Source organism: Lacisediminihabitans sp. FW035 (genome assembly GCF_054880895.1).
In genome coordinates, this window is record NZ_CM142187.1 from 3,514,465 (window position 1) to 3,531,908 (window position 17,444).

The window sequence follows — 17,444 nt, forward strand, 5'->3', positions numbered from 1 at the left end:
GAGCGCCCGGGACTACCGCTTGCTCTTGAGTGATTTCTCTGCCACCGGTTCGAGCCCCGCCTCACGGCGACCGCGGAAATAGGCCGCGGCCTCATCCTGCCGTTCGCGCTCTGCGCCGGACGCGATCGCCGCCCTCACGTGCTCCGGCTCGAAGCCGAAGGCGTTGACGAGGTCGAGCGCGTGCGGGCGCAGGCGCGGCAACAGCCGATCGTCGATGTAGTCGGTGATCGCTACGGCGCGCTGCGTCGAGAGACGGCCGTTGATGAGGTACCAGGCGAGGTTCTTCTCGATCAGTCCGAGACCGAAGAGATCACGCAACCAGGTGAGTACCTCGGCGGTCTTCGGGTCGGTGATGCCGTCCAATCCCTCCGTGAAGGCCTCCCATTGCAGCAGTTCGGCGTGGGCGGCAGCGGCCTCGATCAGCTCGTTCTGGTTGGCGTTGAAGAGGGCGGCCGCCTCGATCGGGGTCGCCTTCTGCGCCGCCCGAAGTCGCCCGGCGAGCGCGGCGACCATCGTCTCGACCCGGTCGGTGAGGAGCTGGCGCTGGGATGCGGCGTCGCGAACGAACCCGACCGATCGGGCCGTCGATCCGAAGTCCGCCACCGTTTGGGCGAGTTTGCGCAGTCCGGAGCGGTTCACGGCCGCATCGCTCACCTGCCCGGCGACGTACCCGGCCATCGCTCCGGCATCCGCATTCTTGAACTTGCGCGAGTAGTCGGTGAGCAGTCGCTTGGCGACGAGCTGGAGGAGCACATTGTTGTCCCCCTCGAAGGTCACGTAGATGTCGAGGTCTGCACGCAGCTGGGTGAGACGGTTCTCGGCGAGGAATCCGGCACCCCCACACGCCTCACGCGCCTCCTGGAGTATCTCGAGGGCGCTCCAGGTGCTGAGCGGCTTGAGGGCCGCGGCCAGGGTCTCGAGGTCTTCGCGGTCGGCGTCGCTCGCCCGCGCTCCGGAGAAGACCCCGTCGAACGCGGTGAGCAGCTTCTCGTGCGCGAACGACATCGCGAAAGTCGTGGCGAGCTTCGGCAGCAGACGGCGCTGGTGGCGCTGGTAGTCGAGGATCACCTCTTCTTTCGTGGGGTCTGCAGCGGTGAACTGGCGGCGCTGCGACCCGTAGGTGATGGCGATGAAGAGCGCGAGCTTCGAGGCGACGACGGATGCTCCGTCGAGCGAGACGCGCCCCTGCACGAGGGTGCCGATCATGGTGAAGAAGCGCCGACCGGGGCTCTGGATGTCGGAGCTGTAGCTGCCGTCGGCGGCCACGTCGCCATAGCGATTGAGCAGGTTCTCTCGCGGTACCCGCACGTCGTGGAAATGCAGCCGACCGTTGTCGATGCCGTTGAGGCCACCCTTGAGGCCGTCGTCCTCGCCCCCGACTCCGGGCAGGAAGCCGTGCGCGTCTCGGATCGGCACATAGAAGGCGTGCACCCCGTGGTTGACACCCTTCGTCACGAGCTGGGCGAAGACGACAGCGGCGGTGCCGTGAAGGGCGGCGTTGCCCAGGTAGTCCTTCCAGGCGGCGCGGAACGGGGTGTCGATCACGAACTCCTGGGTGTCTTCGTCGTAGGTGGCTGTCGTGCCGATGGCCGCGACATCCGAACCATGACCGGTCTCGGTCATCGCGAAGGCACCGGGCACCTCGAGGCTCATGATGCCCGGCAGGAACTTCTCGTGGTGCCGGCGCGTGCCGAGGTGGAGCACGGCCGCCCCGAAGAGGCCCCATTGCACGCCGGACTTGATCTGGAGGGACGGGTCGGCCGTGACGATCTCCTCGAACGAGGCGATGTTCGCTCCGTGGTCGTCCTGGCCGCCGAGGGAGGAGGGGAATGCCTTGAGGACGGATCCGGAGTCGACGAGGAGTCTGAGCTGGCTGAGGACGCGGGTGCGCTGGGCGTCGAGGCCGAGGCTGTCGTCACGGTGGAATGCGCTGTCTTTCATGAGCCGGCGGGATTCGCGGCGGGCATCCGCCCAGGTGCCGAGGAGGTAGTCGCCGAGCCAGGCGACGTCGATCCCCCCGGCAGGTGTGCCGGTCGAATCGGCGGCGGGCAGTGACTCGGCGGTGACGCGGTCAGCGAGGTTGGTCATGGAGGATCGTCTTTTCCTGGGCAATTGCGGCTTTTCGTGAGGTCTGCCTTCGACGTTACGAGCGTCGTCGCCGAGCACAAAAGGGGTGGTGCGGCCCGCACCAAAGGCGCCGCGACTCCGCCGGTTCCGTTGTAGCAATCCACAGTCGAGAGCGGTGCGGGAATGCGGACACCTACTAGGCCGTTGCACCCACCATGCCTACTCTCACTCTGACAACCGATGCTTTCGAAGAAACAGTCTCCTCGTCCGGGATCACCCTCGTCGACTTCTGGGCCGACTGGTGCGGCCCCTGCAAGATGTTCGGGCCGATCTATGAGGCCGCGAGCGAGAAGAACCCCGACATCACCTTCGGCAAAGTCGACACCGAGGCCGAACAGGCCCTGGCCAGCGCGGCGGGGATCACGTCGATCCCCACGCTGATGGCATTCCGCGACGGCATCCTGGTTTTCTCCCAGCCCGGGGCTCTTCCCGCTCCGGCACTCGACCAGGTCATCGAGGCCGTGAAGGGCCTCGACATGGACGAGGTGCACCGCAAGCTCGCCGAGCAGGACGCCGCCGCCAAGAACGGCCCGGCGGAGTAGCAGCGCTCCGATCACGCAGCACGCGCCGATCCGCCGCTCATCGCGTCCGGACGCGCACGGCTGCACTCGTGCCTGCACGGCTGCACGGTTGCACGCCTGCACGCCTGCACGGCTGCACGGCTGCACGGCTGCACGCCTGCACGGCTGCACGCCTGCACGGCTGCACGCCTGCACGCCTGCACGCCTGCACGCCTGCACGAAATGCAGGATCCGTCGTGACAGATGTCGCGGATGAGGCGCACCAGCCCCACGCGTCACACCCAGTCCTGCATTTCACACGGGGAGGGGGGCGGCATCCGCAGCACACGCCGATCCGCCGCTCCGCCGCTCCGCCGCTCATCGCGTCCGGATCTGCACGCCTGCACGCCTGCACGCCTGCACGCCTGCATGCCTGCACGAAATGCAGGATCCGTCGTGACAGATGTCGCGGATGAGGCGCACCAGCCCCACGCGTCACACCCAGTCCTGCATTTCACACGGGGACAGAGGGGGCGGGCCGAGAACCGGGCGGGGTCACTCGGCGTCCCAGCGATCCGCCGCAGTCGAGTGGATGATCTCGAGCAAGGCGGCGCGCATCCCCTCGTTGTCGGCGATGCTCGGAAACAGGTCCGCTTCGAGCGTACGGGCAGCACTCCAGGCGGCTTCCCCCGCCGGAGTCCGCGTGACGACATGGCGTCGGCCGTCGTCGGGGTGCTTCTGGCGCGCGATATAGCCCTCACGTTCGAGTCGCTCGAGTGTGCGGGACATCGTCTGCACCTCGACGCGCGCCGACTTCGCGAGCTCGGTCTGGCTGAGCGCTCCGGCGCCGAGCAAGTGCAGCACGATCAACCCGGCATGGGTGAGCCCGAGTCGCTCGAGCGCCTCTCCCCACGCGTGTTCGACGAGTCGCGCCGCTGTCGACAGCAGACGGCCGGTTGGCCAGCCCTGCATTCCGACCGGATCCGTCATCGCGTCGCCACTTCCCTATTTCCCGGTTAAGGCTATCGTGAAATAGTAAGCTGGCTGATGAAATAGGGAGCGCATCGTGAATGAGGCCCGGGACACCGTGCGACAGGCCGTCGTGCTGGTCAGCGCAATCGTCGCCGTGGTAGGCGCATTCATCGGGTCCGGGGCCGCGGGCGGCACCCCGATCCAGGATGCGGCCGGCGGAGCCCTCGCGGCGGATGCCACCCCCATCGCGCCCGGAGGACCGGCCTTCGCCATCTGGACGCCCATCTACGCCGGCCTCCTTGCTTACGCCGTCTGGCAGTCACTGCCGGCGCAGCGCTCCGATGAGCGCCAGAGACGACTCGGTTACCCGATCGCGGCGTCGCTCATCCTCAATGCCGCCTGGATCCTCAGCATCCAGTTCGGGTTCCTCGCCGCGAGCGTGCCCATCATCGCCGCCCTGCTGGTGGTGCTCGTGCTCGCCTTCCGCATCACGCTCGCCTCGCGCCCGAAGAACCTCGTGGAGACGATCGTCGCCGACGGCACCGTCGGCCTCTATCTCGGCTGGGTCTGCGTCGCTACCGCCGCCAACATCACCGCTCTTCTCGTCGCCTCGGGGTTCCGCGGATTCGGACTGGGAGCGGATGCCTGGGCCGTGGTGATCGTGGCCGTCGCCGGGCTCGTGGGAGTGCTCGTCGCCATCCGTGGCCAGGGTCGACTCGCACCCGCCGTATCCCTCTCCTGGGGTCTCGCCTGGGTCGCGGTCGCCCGACTGACCGGCGACCTGGTCTCGCCACCGGCGGCCATCGCCGCGATCGTGGCCGTCACCGCCGTCGTGGCCGTGACCCTCATCCTGCGAATCCGAAGCCGTCGCATCGCGCGCACGAGCACAGCGGGCCGGAAGGTGGCCGCGGCATGAGCGACACCGTGGCGGGATCCTCGCGCCGGCGGTGGGCCGGACTCGTCTTCATCAGCATCGCGGTCGCCCTGATCATCGTCGACTCGACGATCGTGAACGTGGCGATCCCGTCGATCATCAAGGATCTCGACATCACCTCCACGCAGGTGCAGTGGGTGCAGGAGAGCTACACGCTCGTCTTCGCCGCCCTGCTACTCGTGTTCGGTACGCTCGCCGACCGCTACGGTCGGCGCAAGATGCTGATCATCGGCGTGACGATCTTCGCCCTCGCCTCCATCCTCGCCGCGTTCGCCCAGACCGGGGACCTGCTCATCGGCTCGCGCGTGATCCAGGGCATCGGCGGGGCGATGGTGCTTCCCACGACGCTCTCGATCATCAATGCCACCTTCCGGGGCCGGGAACGCGGCATCGCTTTCGCCGTCTGGGGATCGACGATCGGCGGGATGGTCGCGGTCGGTCCGCTGCTCGGGGGCTGGCTCACCACCTACTTCTCCTGGCGCTGGGCGTTCGGCATCAACATCCCGTTCGGCATCCTGATCATCGTCGGCACGCTGCTCTTCGTGATCGAGTCGAAAGCGACCGACGTGCGACGAATCGACGTCGTCGGCGCGATCCTCTCCATCGCGACAAGCGCGACGCTGGTCTTCGGGCTCATCGAGGGTCGCACCTACGGCTGGTGGCTGGTGAACAAGCCGCTCACCATCGGCGACTGGACTTGGCCGTTCAACCTCTCGATCATCCCGCTCACCTTCGCCATGACTATCCTCGCCGGTGCAGCCTTCGTGCTCTGGGGCCTGCATCGCCAGCGGGTGGGCAAGACGACGCTCCTCGCCTTCAGCCTGTTCACCATCCCCTCCTTCCGCAACGGCAACATCGCCGCACTCATTGTCTCCCTCGGCGAATTCGGCATCATCCTGTCGTTGCCTCTGTGGCTCCAGAACGTGCTGGGCTACGACGCGCTCCAGACCGGGTTCGTGCTGCTCGCGCTCGCGATCGGCTCGTTCGTCGCGAGCGGTTTCGCGGGCGCCTTCGGCAACCGGGTCTCCCCCGTCACCATCGTGAGGGTCGGGCTCGTCGCCGAGATCATCGGTGTCGCCGGCCTCGGTTTCGTGATCTCGGCGAGCGCGACCTGGCTCGTCATCGTGCCGTTCCTCTTCGTCTACGGTTTCGGTGTCGGTCTCGCCACCGCTCAGCTGACCGGCGTCGTGCTCAAGGATGTTCCGGTCGAGGCGAGCGGTCAGGGTTCCGGCACCTCGAGCACTGCCCGCCAGATCGGGTCCGCCCTCGGCATCGCGATCCTCGGCACGATCCTCTTCACGTCGGCAGGCAATGCCCTCGACGCCCGCCTGTCCGACCTCCCGGCCGCCGAGCGCACCCAGGTCGTGAATGCCGTAGTCGACAGTGCCGGGGCTGCGATCCCCGGCCTCGAGAAGCAGAGCGCCGCGATCGCGCAGGATGCCCGCATCGCGTTCAGCGACGCCACGCGCTTCGCCGCGTTCTCCGCCGCCGGTTTCCTGGTGCTCGGGTTCCTCGCGACCCTGCGTCTCAGCGGAGTCTCGCGCAATCGCGAGGAGCAACTCGCGGCGACGACCCACCCCGGGAGCTCCACCGCATAGCTTCGCGCGGAATGCCCCCCGAAATCGGGGCATGATAATTCTCCGGATACCCGCTACGCTGTAAGCCGGGTCGTATCCCGCCCGCCGTTCATTTTCCGGTCCACCCTGGCCGCTCGAACTGCGACACACGACCCATTACCCGATTAATTACCTGTAACCCGAAACTGCAGGATTGGCCCGATGTACCCGACATTGTGCGCTTGGCGACCCCTCCAAGCCAAAAAAATATTCTCATTCCCTGTGATCGCCCGGTGGGTGTCACATGACCAGTGAGGTCAGCAGCGGCATGCCCGCGCTCGGCACGCACTCGGTCTCGCCTCGCGGCCGAGTGCGTCACACGAGCGCCGTCGACACGCACTCCCTGCCGGAGAGCAGTCGCGCGGTCGCCGCGGAGGCTCCGCACAACTCGAACTCCTGGGGGCGGCACTTTCGCCGCAACCTCGTCGCCACCGACACGGCGATCGTCGTGTTGGCGACCGCCGCGTGCCTGCTCGGCCGATTCGGGCTGAGCGCTGCGGAGGTGGATGTCGTCGGAGTTTCAGTGCAGTACGTGACGGTGGCGACGCTGGTCGGCATCCTCTGGCTCGTCATGCTCGCCGGATACCGCACCCGCAACGTGCGCGTACTGGGTATGGGCTTCGCCGAATACAAGGGCGTCGTGAATGCGAGTGTGCTCACCTTCGGCATCCTCGGCATCCTCTTCCTCGTCTTCCAGGTGCAGATCGCGCGCGGCTTCTTCATCGTCGCCCTGCCGGTCGGTCTCGGGGCGCTGCTTCTCAATCGCTGGCTGTGGCGCCGCTGGCTCAACCACAAGCGCCTCGCCGGCCACTATCTGTCCCGCGCGATCGTCGTCGGTGACGCGGATGACGTGAAGTACGTGGTGAGCCAGGTCGACAAGAAGTCCGGAGCGGCGTACCGCATCGTCGGTCTCTCGATACCGGAAGGCCAGCACCTCAACGCGACCTTCGCCAAGAGCGTCGTCCCAGTGATCTCCCGTCTCGAGGATGTCGCGGACGCGGTGCGCGCAATCGGCGCCGATGCCGTGATCGTCGCCGGAAAGCCGGGAGGGTCGAGCAACTACATCCGCGACCTCGGCTGGGAACTCGAGGGAACCGGCGCCGAGCTGGTCGTGGCCGCAAGCCTCACCAACGTCGCCGGCCCGCGAATCCACTTCCGCCCGGTCGAGGGACTCCCGCTCATGCACGTCGAACTCCCGCAGTTCGAGGGCGGCAAGCACCTCCTCAAGCGCGTCGTCGACGTCGCGCTGTCCGGTCTCGCGCTGCTGGTACTCACGCCGGTCTTTGCGATCGTCGCCGTCGCCATCCGTCGCGACAGCTCTGGCCCGGTGTTGTTCCGCCAGGAACGGGTCGGTCGCAACGGCCAGACCTTCCGCATGCTCAAGTTCCGGTCGATGGTTCAGACCGCCGAGACCGACCTCGCCGCCCTCAAAGAGAAGAATGAGGGATCCGGACTGCTGTTCAAGATGAAGAACGACCCCCGCGTCACCCGGGTCGGACAGGTACTGCGCAAGTTCTCGCTCGACGAACTCCCGCAGTTCTGGAATGTCTTCGTCGGCCACATGAGCCTCGTCGGCCCGCGCCCCCCGCTCGAGAGCGAGGTGCAGGGCTACGAGCGCCACGTGCACCGTCGCCTGTACATCAAGCCAGGACTCACCGGCATGTGGCAGGTCAACGGACGATCCGACCTCAGCTGGGAGGAGAGCGTGAGGCTCGACCTCTACTATGTGGAGAACTGGTCGCTCACAGGGGACCTCATCATCCTGTGGCGCACGTTCAGGGTGCTCACCCACCCGGTGGGAGCGTATTGATGAAATTCATGGCAGCACCGGCGTCCCCCTCGGCGCTCGCCGACGATCTCGCTGCCGGAGCGACATCCGACGTCGAACGGCAGGTCGAGGTCGCTGCCGAGATCCTCGCCCCGGCCCAGATCGCCGAGACTGCAGATATCGACCCGCGCGCCACCATCGGCGACGGAAGCCTCGTCTGGCATCTCGCGCAGGTGCGGGAGTACGCACGGGTCGGTGGCGGGTCGATCATCGGCCGCGGCGCTTACATCGGGCCAGGCGTCATCGTTGGCAAGAATTGCAAGGTTCAGAACTACGCGCTGGTCTACGAACCTGCTCTGCTCGAGGACGGCGTCTTCGTCGGGCCCGGCGTCGTGTTCACGAACGACCTGTTCCCCCGCGCGATCAACGTCGACGGGTCGCGCAAGACGAATGACGACTGGGATGCCGTCGGGGTCACCGTGCGCACCGGTGCGTCAGTCGGCGCCCGCGCGGTCTGCATCGCACCGATCACGATCGGGCGCTGGGCACTGGTGGCCGCCGGATCCGTCGTCACCAAGGATGTCGTGGACTTCGCCCTCGTCGCTGGGACTCCCGCCCGCCGCATCGGGTGGGTCGGCCGCAGCGGAGCCGTGCTCCGAGACGACGGCGACGGTGTTTTTGTCTGTCCGAAGACCGCCGAGGTCTATCGCGAGAGCGACGGAACCCTCCGACTCGTATGACTCCGGCAACTCCTCCCCGCTGGATCACTCCCCGCCGCGCCATCGTGGCCGGGCTCATCGCTGCTGCACTGATGCTCGCTGCCGCGATCAGCTTCTCCGTGCTGCCGGGCGCCGCCCTCGCCCCGGTGGCCGCGCCCACACCGTCGGTGACGACCGAACCGGTGCCGGTCTCGACGACCGGGCCGACGAACCCCGACTCCACCGTAGCCCCGGGAGCGCAATCCTCGGCGACACCACCGGGCACCACCACACGGACGTCGACCGAGGTGCAGGCGGGGGGAACTTCCGACTCCCTCGCCAACCCGGCCTCCGCCGCGATCGCGCCGCTTCTGAGCGGCGCCGCCCCGAAGACGGCGTCGAAGAACGGGGCGATTGTGACCGGGTTCCCCGCCACGATTCCGGTCGCCGCCGGATCGACGATCGGCAGTTCCGCCGTCGCCTCGAGCGGCAACAACGTGCAGGCCACCCTTGTCGCCAAGACCTCCCTCGCCGCCCCCGACCTCCTCGACTACTACCAGTCAGCCTTCGCGAAGATCGGCCTGTACAGCACTGAGGTCCCCGCGGTCGGCGGGTCGACCGCCTTCTCATTCGCGCACGGCAACGACACCGTCACACTCACGGTCACGCCGACAAAGACCGGTGCGGACTATTCGATTTACGCCGTCCTTCGCGCGACCCCCTAGTCGCCCTCTAAGGTCGATTTCATGTACATCTCGCTCAATGAGCGCGGCGACGCCGAGCAGCCATCGGACGGCAACGCGCAGGTGAAGCGCCGCGTCTCCTCTGTGGTGATCACGCTCGGCATCGTGAGCATGTTGACGGATGTCTCGTCCGAGTCCGTCGCGGCGATCCTGCCGCTGTACATCACGAGCGCAATGGGCCTCTCGACCATCGCCTACGGCTTCATCGACGGCCTCTACCAGGGCGTGAGCGCGGTGGTACGAATCGGCGGCGGCTGGGCATCCGATCGCGCCGACCAGCCCAAGTGGATCGCGTTCTTCGGGTACGGGATCTCCGCCCTTGCGAAGGTCTGGCTGTTGTTCGCCGGCGGATTCGCCATGATCATCGCCGTCGTCACCGTCGACCGGCTGGGCAAGGGGGTGCGCACCGCCCCGCGCGATGCGCTCATCACCGCTTCGTCGGATCCGTCCAATCTCGGGCGGTCATTCGGCGTCCATCGCATGCTGGACACCATCGGGGCGGCGGTGGGGCCGCTTCTCGCCTTCGTCATCCTCTACTTCATCCCGACCGGCTACACCACAGTGTTCGTGGTGTCGCTCGCGTTCGCGATAGTCGGCGTCATCCTCCTCGGTCTCCTCGTGCCCAACCGTCGGCCGCGGTCCGAGCGCGCTGCCGCCAGCTCCGAACCGCGCCGGCCGTTCCGCTGGCGCAACCTCAACGACCCGCGCCTTCGCCGGCTGATGCTCGCCGCCGGCGTGCTCGGGCTCCTCACCGTCGGCGACGGATTCATCTACCTGGTGCTTCAGGCACGGGGCTCGTTCGCCGCGCAGTGGTTCCCATTGCTCTATGTCGGCACCAACGTCGCCTTCTTCGTGTTCGCGGTACCCCTCGGCAGGCTCGCGGACCGGTTCGGCCGGGTACGGGTCTTCGTGATCGGCCACGGGGCGCTCCTCGCCGCGTACGCCCTTACCGCCCTGCCCATCGGCGGAGCGACGATCACTATCCTCTGCATGGTGCTTCTCGGCTTCTTCTACGCCGCGACGGATGGGGTGCTCGCCGCCCTCGCTGCCCAGTTCTCTCCCCCCGACAACACCGCGAGCGGCATCGCTGCGACGCAGACCGTCGTCGCGGTGGCACGGCTCATCGCCTCGACCAGTTTCGGAATCCTCTGGTTCGCCATCGGGCGGGTGGATGCGATGCTCATCGTCGCGGCGTTGCTCGCGCTCGCCATCCCGGCCGTCGTCGTGATCCTCCGCCCCCTGCTCACCGCGGCAAAGACCGCATGACCTCTCGGCTCAGGCTCGTCATCGCTGCGGTGTTGACGATCGTGCTGCTCGGTGGCGCGACGGCCTACGGGATCGTCGCATTCTCGAGTTACCAGGCTCGCCAAAACGCGCCGAGCGAGGTCGACACGACGAACGCGCCAGCCACCGACGGCGCCTCCCGGATCGTCTTCCGCAACACCGCCGTCGGCGCGGGCTACGGCCTCGAGTCGAGCGTGCCCCTTACGGCCCCGGGCGGAACCCGCGTCATCGGCACCGTCGCCTGCGACCGGGTCTACTCGACCGCTCGATACTCGATGTGCCTGCGCATCGACCGTGGCGTGCTCACCACCTTCAGCGCGACGCTCTACGACGCGAAGTGGCAGGCCAAGAAGGCCTGGGCCCTGCCGGGCATCCCGAGCCGCACCCGTATCTCCGCCGACTCGAAACTCGTCGCGTTCACCTCCTTCGTCACCGGTGAGTCCTATGGCACCGTGGGTTTCGCCACCGCGACCCAGATCTCCAGCACAGATGGCGTCGACTACGGCAACCTGGAAGCCTTCGCCCTGATGATCGACGGGCAGCGCAACACAGCGGCCGACCGCAATTTCTGGGGAGTCACCTTCACCTCGGACGACAACGTCTTCTATGCGACTGCCGCCACCGGTGGACATACCTGGCTGGTGAAGGGCGATCTCGCTGCCCGCACGCTGACCACGGTGAAACAGACCTCCGAGTGCCCGTCGATCTCCCCCGACGGGACCCGCATCGCCTACAAGAAGAACGTCTCCACGTCGGCCACGGCCTACTGGTCGATCGCCGTGCTCGATCTGGCCACCGGGGTCGAGAAACTGCTGCCCGAAAAACGCAGCGTCGACGACCAGGTCGATTGGCTCGACGACTCGACGCTGCTCTACGGGATGCCGAGAACCGACTCCCCCGGCGACAGCGACGTCTGGTCCATCGCCTCCAACGGATCCGCAGCGGGCACCCGGTTCATCCAGCATGCGTGGTCGCCGTCGGTGGTGCGGGGATGAGCGGGCCACGGGCATCCTTCGTCGCCGCGGACGAGCACGCAGAGATCGCTATCGTCGTCGTCACCTACAACAATGCGGATCATGTCGCCGGATTGCTCGAGAGCCTCCGGGTCGAGGCGTTGCAGCTGCGCGTCCGCCTCATCGCCGCCGACAATGACTCGGCCGACGAGACGGTCTCGCTGCTCTCTGCCGAGCCGAACGTGATCGTGGTCCCCACCGGCGGCAATCTCGGTTACGCCGGCGGTGTGAACGCTGCGTCCGCCCGACTGGGATCGGCGGATGCCGTGCTCGTGCTCAATCCGGATCTCTCGGTCGAGCCCGGCTGCCTGAGGGCGATGCTCGACAGGCTCGTGGCATCCGGAGCCGGAGTGGTCGTGCCAAGACTCATCGGAGCGGATGGCGCGACCTCCCTCTCCCTTCGCCGTGAGCCGACGATCGTCAACTCCCTCGGCGACGCCCTGTTCGGCGCACACCTCCCGGGCCGGCCGGCCCTCTTCTCCGAGACGGTGCTCTCGCCCGCGAGCTACGAGAGTGCCCATCCCGTCGAGTGGTCGACCGGAGCAGCCGTGCTTACACGGCGGGACATAGCCGACGCCATCGGCGACTGGGACGAACGGTTCTTCCTCTACTCCGAAGAGGTCGACTATCTCCGGCGAGCCCGCGAACTCGGTGCGTCCATCTGGTTCGAACCGGCGGCACGGATGCGGCACGACGAGGGCGGATCCGGTGCGTCGGTGCGCCTCGAGACCCTCATGGCCGTCAACCGGGTGCGGTACGTGCGCAAGTACCACTCGGCGGGCTATGCCGCGGCCTTTCATGCAACGGTGATCCTGCACGAGCTGATTCGAAGCTATAGCGCCGCTCACCGGCAGATCCTGAAGACACTCCTCGACCAGCGGTCGTGGCGCGAACTCCCGCGAGCCGAGCGCTAGCTGCTTGCGGCCGGGCGACCGCGGTCGCGGAGGAACGCGGAGTAGCGGGTGTCATCGTCGAGGTCGACGTATTCGCGATCCGGCGAGAGCACACCGGCTTCTGCGGTGAAGGGCCAGCTGGCCAGCCGGGCCTCGTCAACGCCGCGACCCAACACCTCGTCGAAGACGCCCACATAGGCCTTGGCCTGTTCCTGCCAGTCCAACTCCGTCTCGACGCGCTCGCGAGCGGCGCGGCCGAGCTTCTCCCGGGCATCCGGATGATCGAGGAGTCCTTCGATGGCGTCCGCGAATCCCTCGAAGTCTCCAGAGGGAACGTAGATCGCCGCGTCGCCACCCGAGACCCTGGTCTCGACCAGGTCGAAGGAGACGGACGGCAGCGCGTAGGCCATATATTCCATGGTCTTGTTCATGGTCGAGACGTTGTTGAGAGGGGTGTTCTGGTCGGGACCGAGCCCGATCGCGGCCGCACTCAGGTAGGTCGCGATCACGTCGAGTCCCACACGACCGGTGAAGTGGACATACTCGTCGAGGCCGAGCGACGTGCACTGCACCTTGAGGTCTTCGAGGCAGTCCCCGAAGCCCATCAGCACCGCGCGGAGGTCCGTGCGCCCGCGCCGGTGCACCAGCTCGTCCATCACGGTGAGCACCGTGTCTACGCCGTCTTGCGGGCCCATGATTCCCAGGTAGACGAGGATCGGGCCCGGGCCGATCCCTTCCGCCGGTTCGGCGTAGATGGGCCGCATCACCCGGGTGTCCGGTCCACTTCGCACGACAGTGACCGACGATGCGGGGCGCTTGCCCCGGCGGATCGCCACGGCCTTATACGACCCGTTGGTCGAGATCACGTGATCCGCGGCGCGATAGGTCTGGCGCTCGAGCCAGCGCAGGAAGCCGAACTGCAGGCGCGCGCCGGCCGACTTCGGCTCACCGAAGCGGGAGAGGAACAGCTCGGGATTGAGGTCGTGCTGGTCGAAGATGAAACGCACACCGCGGATGCGCCAGATCCGGGCGAGAAGCCAATAGGTGTCTGGCGGGTTGCAGGCCTGGATCACATCGAAGCCGTGTTCCCGCCAGACGCGCTGCGCGAGGGCGGCCGTGCGCAGCCACGAGTACGCGAATTCGACGGCGAAGCCGAGGACGCCCTTAGCTTCCGGCGCCGGTCGGTACTTGTAAATAGAGATTCCGTCGATAGTCTGGCGGGCCGGATCGCCGGGCCCCTTGGGGCAGATGACAGAGACTTCGTAGCCCTGGGCCTTCAGCGCCTGGCACTCGAGCCAGACTCGGCGATCCAGCGGAACGGGCAGATTCTGCACGATGACAAGCACACGGTTTCGGGCTCGCGAACCTTCTCGCATTGCTGGGTACTCCGATCGCAGTGCTCGAGAATCCGGGACGGCAGCGGTGGGCAAAACCGGCCTGTCGACAGCTCCGATGTTATCTGGATATGCTCATTTTATGTGCGGAATCGCGGGCATCCACCGGTTCGATGGCCGCGCCATCGACCGTGCTGCACTGGTCGCCATGGGCGAGAGTCTCGCCCATCGTGGACCGGATGCGTCGGGGTTCTGGCAGGGCGAAACAGTGGGTTTCGCCCACACCAGGCTGTCGATCATCGACCTGTCCGGCTCAGTGCAGCCGATGACGAGCGTCGATGGACGCTGGGTGCTGTGCTTCAACGGCGAGATCTTCAACTACCGCGAATTGCGTGCGACCCTCGACTACCCGTTCCACACCGACGGTGACACCGAAGTGATCCTCGCCGGAATCGTGCAGCACGGCATCGAATTCGTCGACCGGCTCGTCGGGCAGTTCGCCTTCGCCGCCCACGACACCCTGACCGGCGCGACTCATCTCGTACGGGACCGGCTCGGAATCCTCCCGCTCAACTACACGGTGTCCGCCGAGCGGCTGATCTTCGGCTCGGAGATCAAGGCGATCCTCGCCGCGATCCCGACGACCCCGAGCGTCGATCTGCAGAGTCTTGACTCCTACCTGTCCGGCCGGTCGGTGCCCTCGCCGAACACCCTCTTCGCCGGCATCTCGAAGCTCCGGCCGGCCCATCGTGCCGAGGTCTCCCGCGACGGCGCGATCACGATCACGCGCTACTGGAAGCCGCCAGAGGAAGACCCGAGCGGCACCTGGACCCCCGCCGCCGCGGTCGACGCGGTGGACTCTGCAATCACCACCGCCGTCGATTCGGCGCTCGTGGCGGATGTGCCGATCGGCGCCTACCTCAGTGGCGGGGTCGACAGCAGTCTCATCGTCGCGAAGATCGCTTCCCTGCGCCCCGACCGACGGGTCCAGACCTTCGCCGCCGGCTTCGGCGACCCTCGCACCGACGAGCTGCAGTGGGCGCGGAAGGTGAGCGAGCATGTGGGCACCGATCATCACGAGGTGATGGTCGACGCCTCCAATTTCGAGGCCCTCTGGCCCACGATGACCTGGCACCGGGATGCCCCGATCTCCGAACCGGCCGATATCGCCGTCTTCCGGCTCGCCCAGGCCGCCCGGGAGTCTGTGCGGGTGATCCTCTCCGGGGAGGGTGGCGACGAACTGTTCGCCGGGTACCCCAAGTACCGGGCGGCGCGCGCTGTCGCCGCGGCATCCGCAGCCCCCGGTTGGCTTCGCTCCTCGGCCGCGAACTTCTTCGAACCACGGATGTCCGGCCGTCTCGCCCGCGCGCGAATAGCGGTGCGCGCGACGGGCGCCGTCGATCGCGAGGAGCAGTTCCGCACCTGGTTCGCGCCCTTCACCAAGCGCGAGCGGGAGTCGCTCCTCGGGTCACTCCCCCGCCGAACGGGAGGCGTCTCGACCAAGCGGCAGGGCGACGTCATCCGGCAGATGCTCCTCTCCGACCTCGACAGCTGGCTTCCGGACAACCTGCTCGAACGCGGGGACCGGATGTCGATGGCCGCCTCGCTCGAGCTCCGCCCGCCCCTGCTCGATCACCGGCTCGTCGAGCTCGCCTTCCGCCTGCCGTCGAATGTGAAGGTGAGGGGAGGCACGACCAAGTGGGTGCTCAAGGAGGTCGCGCGGCGCTACATCCCGGCAGAGATCGTCGATCGCCGCAAGGTGGGCTTCCGGGTTCCACTCGAATCCTGGTTCCGTTCAGACCTCAGGGACTCGATGTGGGACCGCCTCACCGGCGCCGATTCGTTCGTCGCGCAGAACTTCGATCGCGCTGCAGTGCGCGAGCTGCTGACCAGGCACGAGTCCGGCCAGTTCAACGAGGAGAGCCGCATCTGGACCCTGATGAGCCTCGAGATCTGGCATGAGACATTCTTCGGGGCGGGGTCGCGCTCCCGGGTGGCATCGGGCGATATCCCCGCGTAGCGTGACCCAGGCACGTTGCGGAGCAGTAGCGCTACCCGCCGGGGGTGCTCGCCGATCTCCGCGCCGCGCGCGCGAGCATTCGCCGGTCGAACAGCAGCGTGACCGCGATACCGCTGATCGCGCCGACCAGGGCGACCGCTCCGAGGGCACGCACGCGGCTGCCGCCAATGTGGCTTACCGATGCGGGCGAAGGCGACTGCAACGTCGTGATCATCTGATTGCTCGGCACGGACGCATCGACTTGCCGACTCTGAACCAGAGTGTCAATGCGGTCGATCACCTCGCGAAGCCGGGTTTCGGCCCCGCCCTTGGTGGGGCTCACCACCTCGACGTCGAGCACGGGCTGGGTGAACGAATCACTCCACTGCCCGCCGTCGTTCTGAAGACTGACCTTGTAACCGTCACGCACGCCCGCGCCATACAGCGTTGCAGAGGAGAAGGAGAACCGCGGCTGGGCATGATTGCCGTTGACCTGCCGCTCGAGCACAGCAGCGAAGTCGATGAGGCTCTCAGTCGGCGAACGGAGCGTGTTCTGGTTGTCGAGCGATGCCGGGGCGAGGAGAACGACGGTGACGCGAGTCCAGTACACTCCCGACGCCTTGACCGCGAGGAAGCCACCGAGGGCCGTGAGCGCGGCGAACACTGCGAGGACATACCACCGGCGTCCCAGGGAGCGCAGGAATCCATTCAGAGTCACGCAATGGATTCTCCCACGGACTCCTTGAAGTACTCAGGGCCCCGTAAAGGGGGCAGGCATCCAGAAATTCGGCCGATAAGCTGGAAGACAGACTGATATCAGCAAAAGGACGCAAGCTATGTATCTGCGAGACCTCGCGGCGAGTCTTCTCAGGCGATGGCCCGTCGTGCTCGTGGGTCTTCTTGTGACTGCCGGAATGTGCGTCGGCCTTGCTTACGTCGTCCCCGCATCCTATGTCGCGCGCACCAGCATGGTGCTGCTTCCTCCTTCGACGGTTGTCGGTGCGGGGGGCAATCCCTATCTGTACCTCGGCGGGCTCGGCCAGGCCCTCGATGTGCTCACCCGAAAGCTGAATGCCGACGAGATCAGCCTGCCGATCAAGAAGTCGTATCCGGACACAGAGTTCACCGTGTCCGGAGACTCCTCCACCACCGGACCGATCATCATCGTCGAAGCGAGCGCGCCGACGGCGGCAACCGCTCGAGCGGTGATGAACGCGGTGGTGGATGCAGCAGAGCCGGCAATGGATTCCCTGCAGAGCGGCTTGGACGTGCCGGATAAAGCTCGGATCACGGTGTCGGCGTTCGCTGTCGACCAGGCACCGACCCCGGACCTGAAGACACGAATCCAGGTGGTGGGTGCCGTCGGGGCGCTCGGGCTGATCCTGACGCTTCTCACCGCAGCCTTTGTCGACGGTCGAATCCTCGCAAGACGGCAGAACGGCGGCACGGGGCCGAAGAGCCCGGATGTCGAAGCGGCACCGGCGGTGAGGCGCAAGCCAGGGGCTTCCCGATCGCCCGGTCAGAACTCGTCTCCGAAGGTGACCACCGGAGCACGGGACTGAG

15 protein-coding genes are annotated in these 17,444 nt (G+C 66.9%); 11 read left to right on the forward strand and 4 right to left on the reverse strand.

Annotated features, from left to right (window positions below):
* Positions 1-12: 12 nt before the first annotated feature.
* Positions 13-2,088, reverse strand: coding sequence for an acyl-CoA dehydrogenase family protein (locus tag ACVXZ4_RS16875; protein ID WP_461795940.1), 2,076 nt, complete (start codon positions 2,086-2,088; stop codon positions 13-15).
* 194 nt (positions 2,089-2,282) lie between these two features.
* On the opposite strand from ACVXZ4_RS16875, the gene trxA reads away from it, so the two are divergent.
* A complete protein-coding gene (gene trxA / locus ACVXZ4_RS16880) occupies positions 2,283-2,669 on the forward strand; it encodes a thioredoxin (protein WP_461795941.1) in 387 nt (128 codons plus the stop codon).
* Positions 2,670-3,182: 513 nt separating this feature from the next.
* Here the strand turns inward: trxA and ACVXZ4_RS16885 are convergent.
* Positions 3,183-3,617 carry a MarR family winged helix-turn-helix transcriptional regulator gene (locus ACVXZ4_RS16885; protein ID WP_461795942.1) on the reverse strand — a complete coding sequence of 145 codons (435 nt, stop codon included), beginning with the start codon at positions 3,615-3,617 and terminating at the stop codon, positions 3,183-3,185.
* Positions 3,618-3,693: 76 nt separating this feature from the next.
* Between ACVXZ4_RS16885 and ACVXZ4_RS16890 the strand changes: the two genes are divergently transcribed.
* From ACVXZ4_RS16890 to ACVXZ4_RS16925, 8 genes are all read left to right on the forward strand, one after another.
* Positions 3,694-4,515, forward strand: a complete 822-nt coding sequence (locus tag ACVXZ4_RS16890; RefSeq protein ID WP_461795943.1) for a tryptophan-rich sensory protein — start codon at positions 3,694-3,696, stop codon at positions 4,513-4,515.
* On the forward strand, positions 4,512-6,131 hold the full coding sequence (locus tag ACVXZ4_RS16895; protein WP_461795944.1) for an MFS transporter: 1,620 nt from the start codon (positions 4,512-4,514) through the stop codon (positions 6,129-6,131). The genes ACVXZ4_RS16890 and ACVXZ4_RS16895 overlap by 4 nt, the downstream gene beginning before the upstream one ends.
* A gap of 262 nt (positions 6,132-6,393) precedes the next feature.
* Positions 6,394-7,959 (forward strand): sugar transferase, encoded by a 1,566-nt coding sequence (locus ACVXZ4_RS16900; protein WP_461795945.1) that lies wholly within the window; start codon positions 6,394-6,396, stop codon positions 7,957-7,959.
* A complete protein-coding gene (locus ACVXZ4_RS16905; protein ID WP_461795946.1) occupies positions 7,959-8,657 on the forward strand; it encodes an acyltransferase in 699 nt (232 codons plus the stop codon). Before ACVXZ4_RS16900 ends, ACVXZ4_RS16905 begins: the two co-directional genes overlap by 1 nt.
* A complete protein-coding gene (locus ACVXZ4_RS16910; protein ID WP_461795947.1) occupies positions 8,654-9,340 on the forward strand; it encodes a hypothetical protein in 687 nt (228 codons plus the stop codon). Before ACVXZ4_RS16905 ends, ACVXZ4_RS16910 begins: the two co-directional genes overlap by 4 nt.
* Positions 9,341-9,361: 21 nt before the next feature.
* Positions 9,362-10,624, forward strand: coding sequence for an MFS transporter (locus ACVXZ4_RS16915; protein WP_461795948.1), 1,263 nt, complete (start codon positions 9,362-9,364; stop codon positions 10,622-10,624).
* Positions 10,621-11,637, forward strand: coding sequence for a TolB-like translocation protein (locus ACVXZ4_RS16920; protein ID WP_461795949.1), 1,017 nt, complete (start codon positions 10,621-10,623; stop codon positions 11,635-11,637). Before ACVXZ4_RS16915 ends, ACVXZ4_RS16920 begins: the two co-directional genes overlap by 4 nt.
* A complete protein-coding gene (locus ACVXZ4_RS16925) occupies positions 11,634-12,569 on the forward strand; it encodes a glycosyltransferase family 2 protein (RefSeq protein ID WP_461795950.1) in 936 nt (311 codons plus the stop codon). The genes ACVXZ4_RS16920 and ACVXZ4_RS16925 overlap by 4 nt, the downstream gene beginning before the upstream one ends.
* Here the strand turns inward: ACVXZ4_RS16925 and ACVXZ4_RS16930 are convergent.
* Positions 12,566-13,882, reverse strand: a complete 1,317-nt coding sequence (locus ACVXZ4_RS16930) for a glycosyltransferase family 4 protein (RefSeq protein ID WP_461795951.1) — start codon at positions 13,880-13,882, stop codon at positions 12,566-12,568. The two genes, ACVXZ4_RS16925 and ACVXZ4_RS16930, sit on opposite strands and share 4 nt — an antisense overlap.
* A gap of 142 nt (positions 13,883-14,024) precedes the next feature.
* Here ACVXZ4_RS16930 and asnB point away from each other — a divergent pair, with 142 nt between their 5' ends.
* Positions 14,025-15,902: an asparagine synthase (glutamine-hydrolyzing) gene (asnB, locus tag ACVXZ4_RS16935; RefSeq protein WP_461795952.1), complete on the forward strand. Its 1,878-nt coding sequence runs from the start codon at positions 14,025-14,027 to the stop codon at positions 15,900-15,902.
* 31 nt (positions 15,903-15,933) lie between these two features.
* Here the strand turns inward: asnB and ACVXZ4_RS16940 are convergent, their stop codons facing one another.
* Positions 15,934-16,599, reverse strand: a complete 666-nt coding sequence (locus ACVXZ4_RS16940; protein ID WP_461795953.1) for a hypothetical protein — start codon at positions 16,597-16,599, stop codon at positions 15,934-15,936.
* 118 nt (positions 16,600-16,717) lie between these two features.
* Between ACVXZ4_RS16940 and ACVXZ4_RS16945 the strand changes: the two genes are divergently transcribed.
* Positions 16,718-17,443: a hypothetical protein gene (locus ACVXZ4_RS16945; protein ID WP_461795954.1), complete on the forward strand. Its 726-nt coding sequence runs from the start codon at positions 16,718-16,720 to the stop codon at positions 17,441-17,443.
* Position 17,444: the final 1 nt, after the last annotated feature.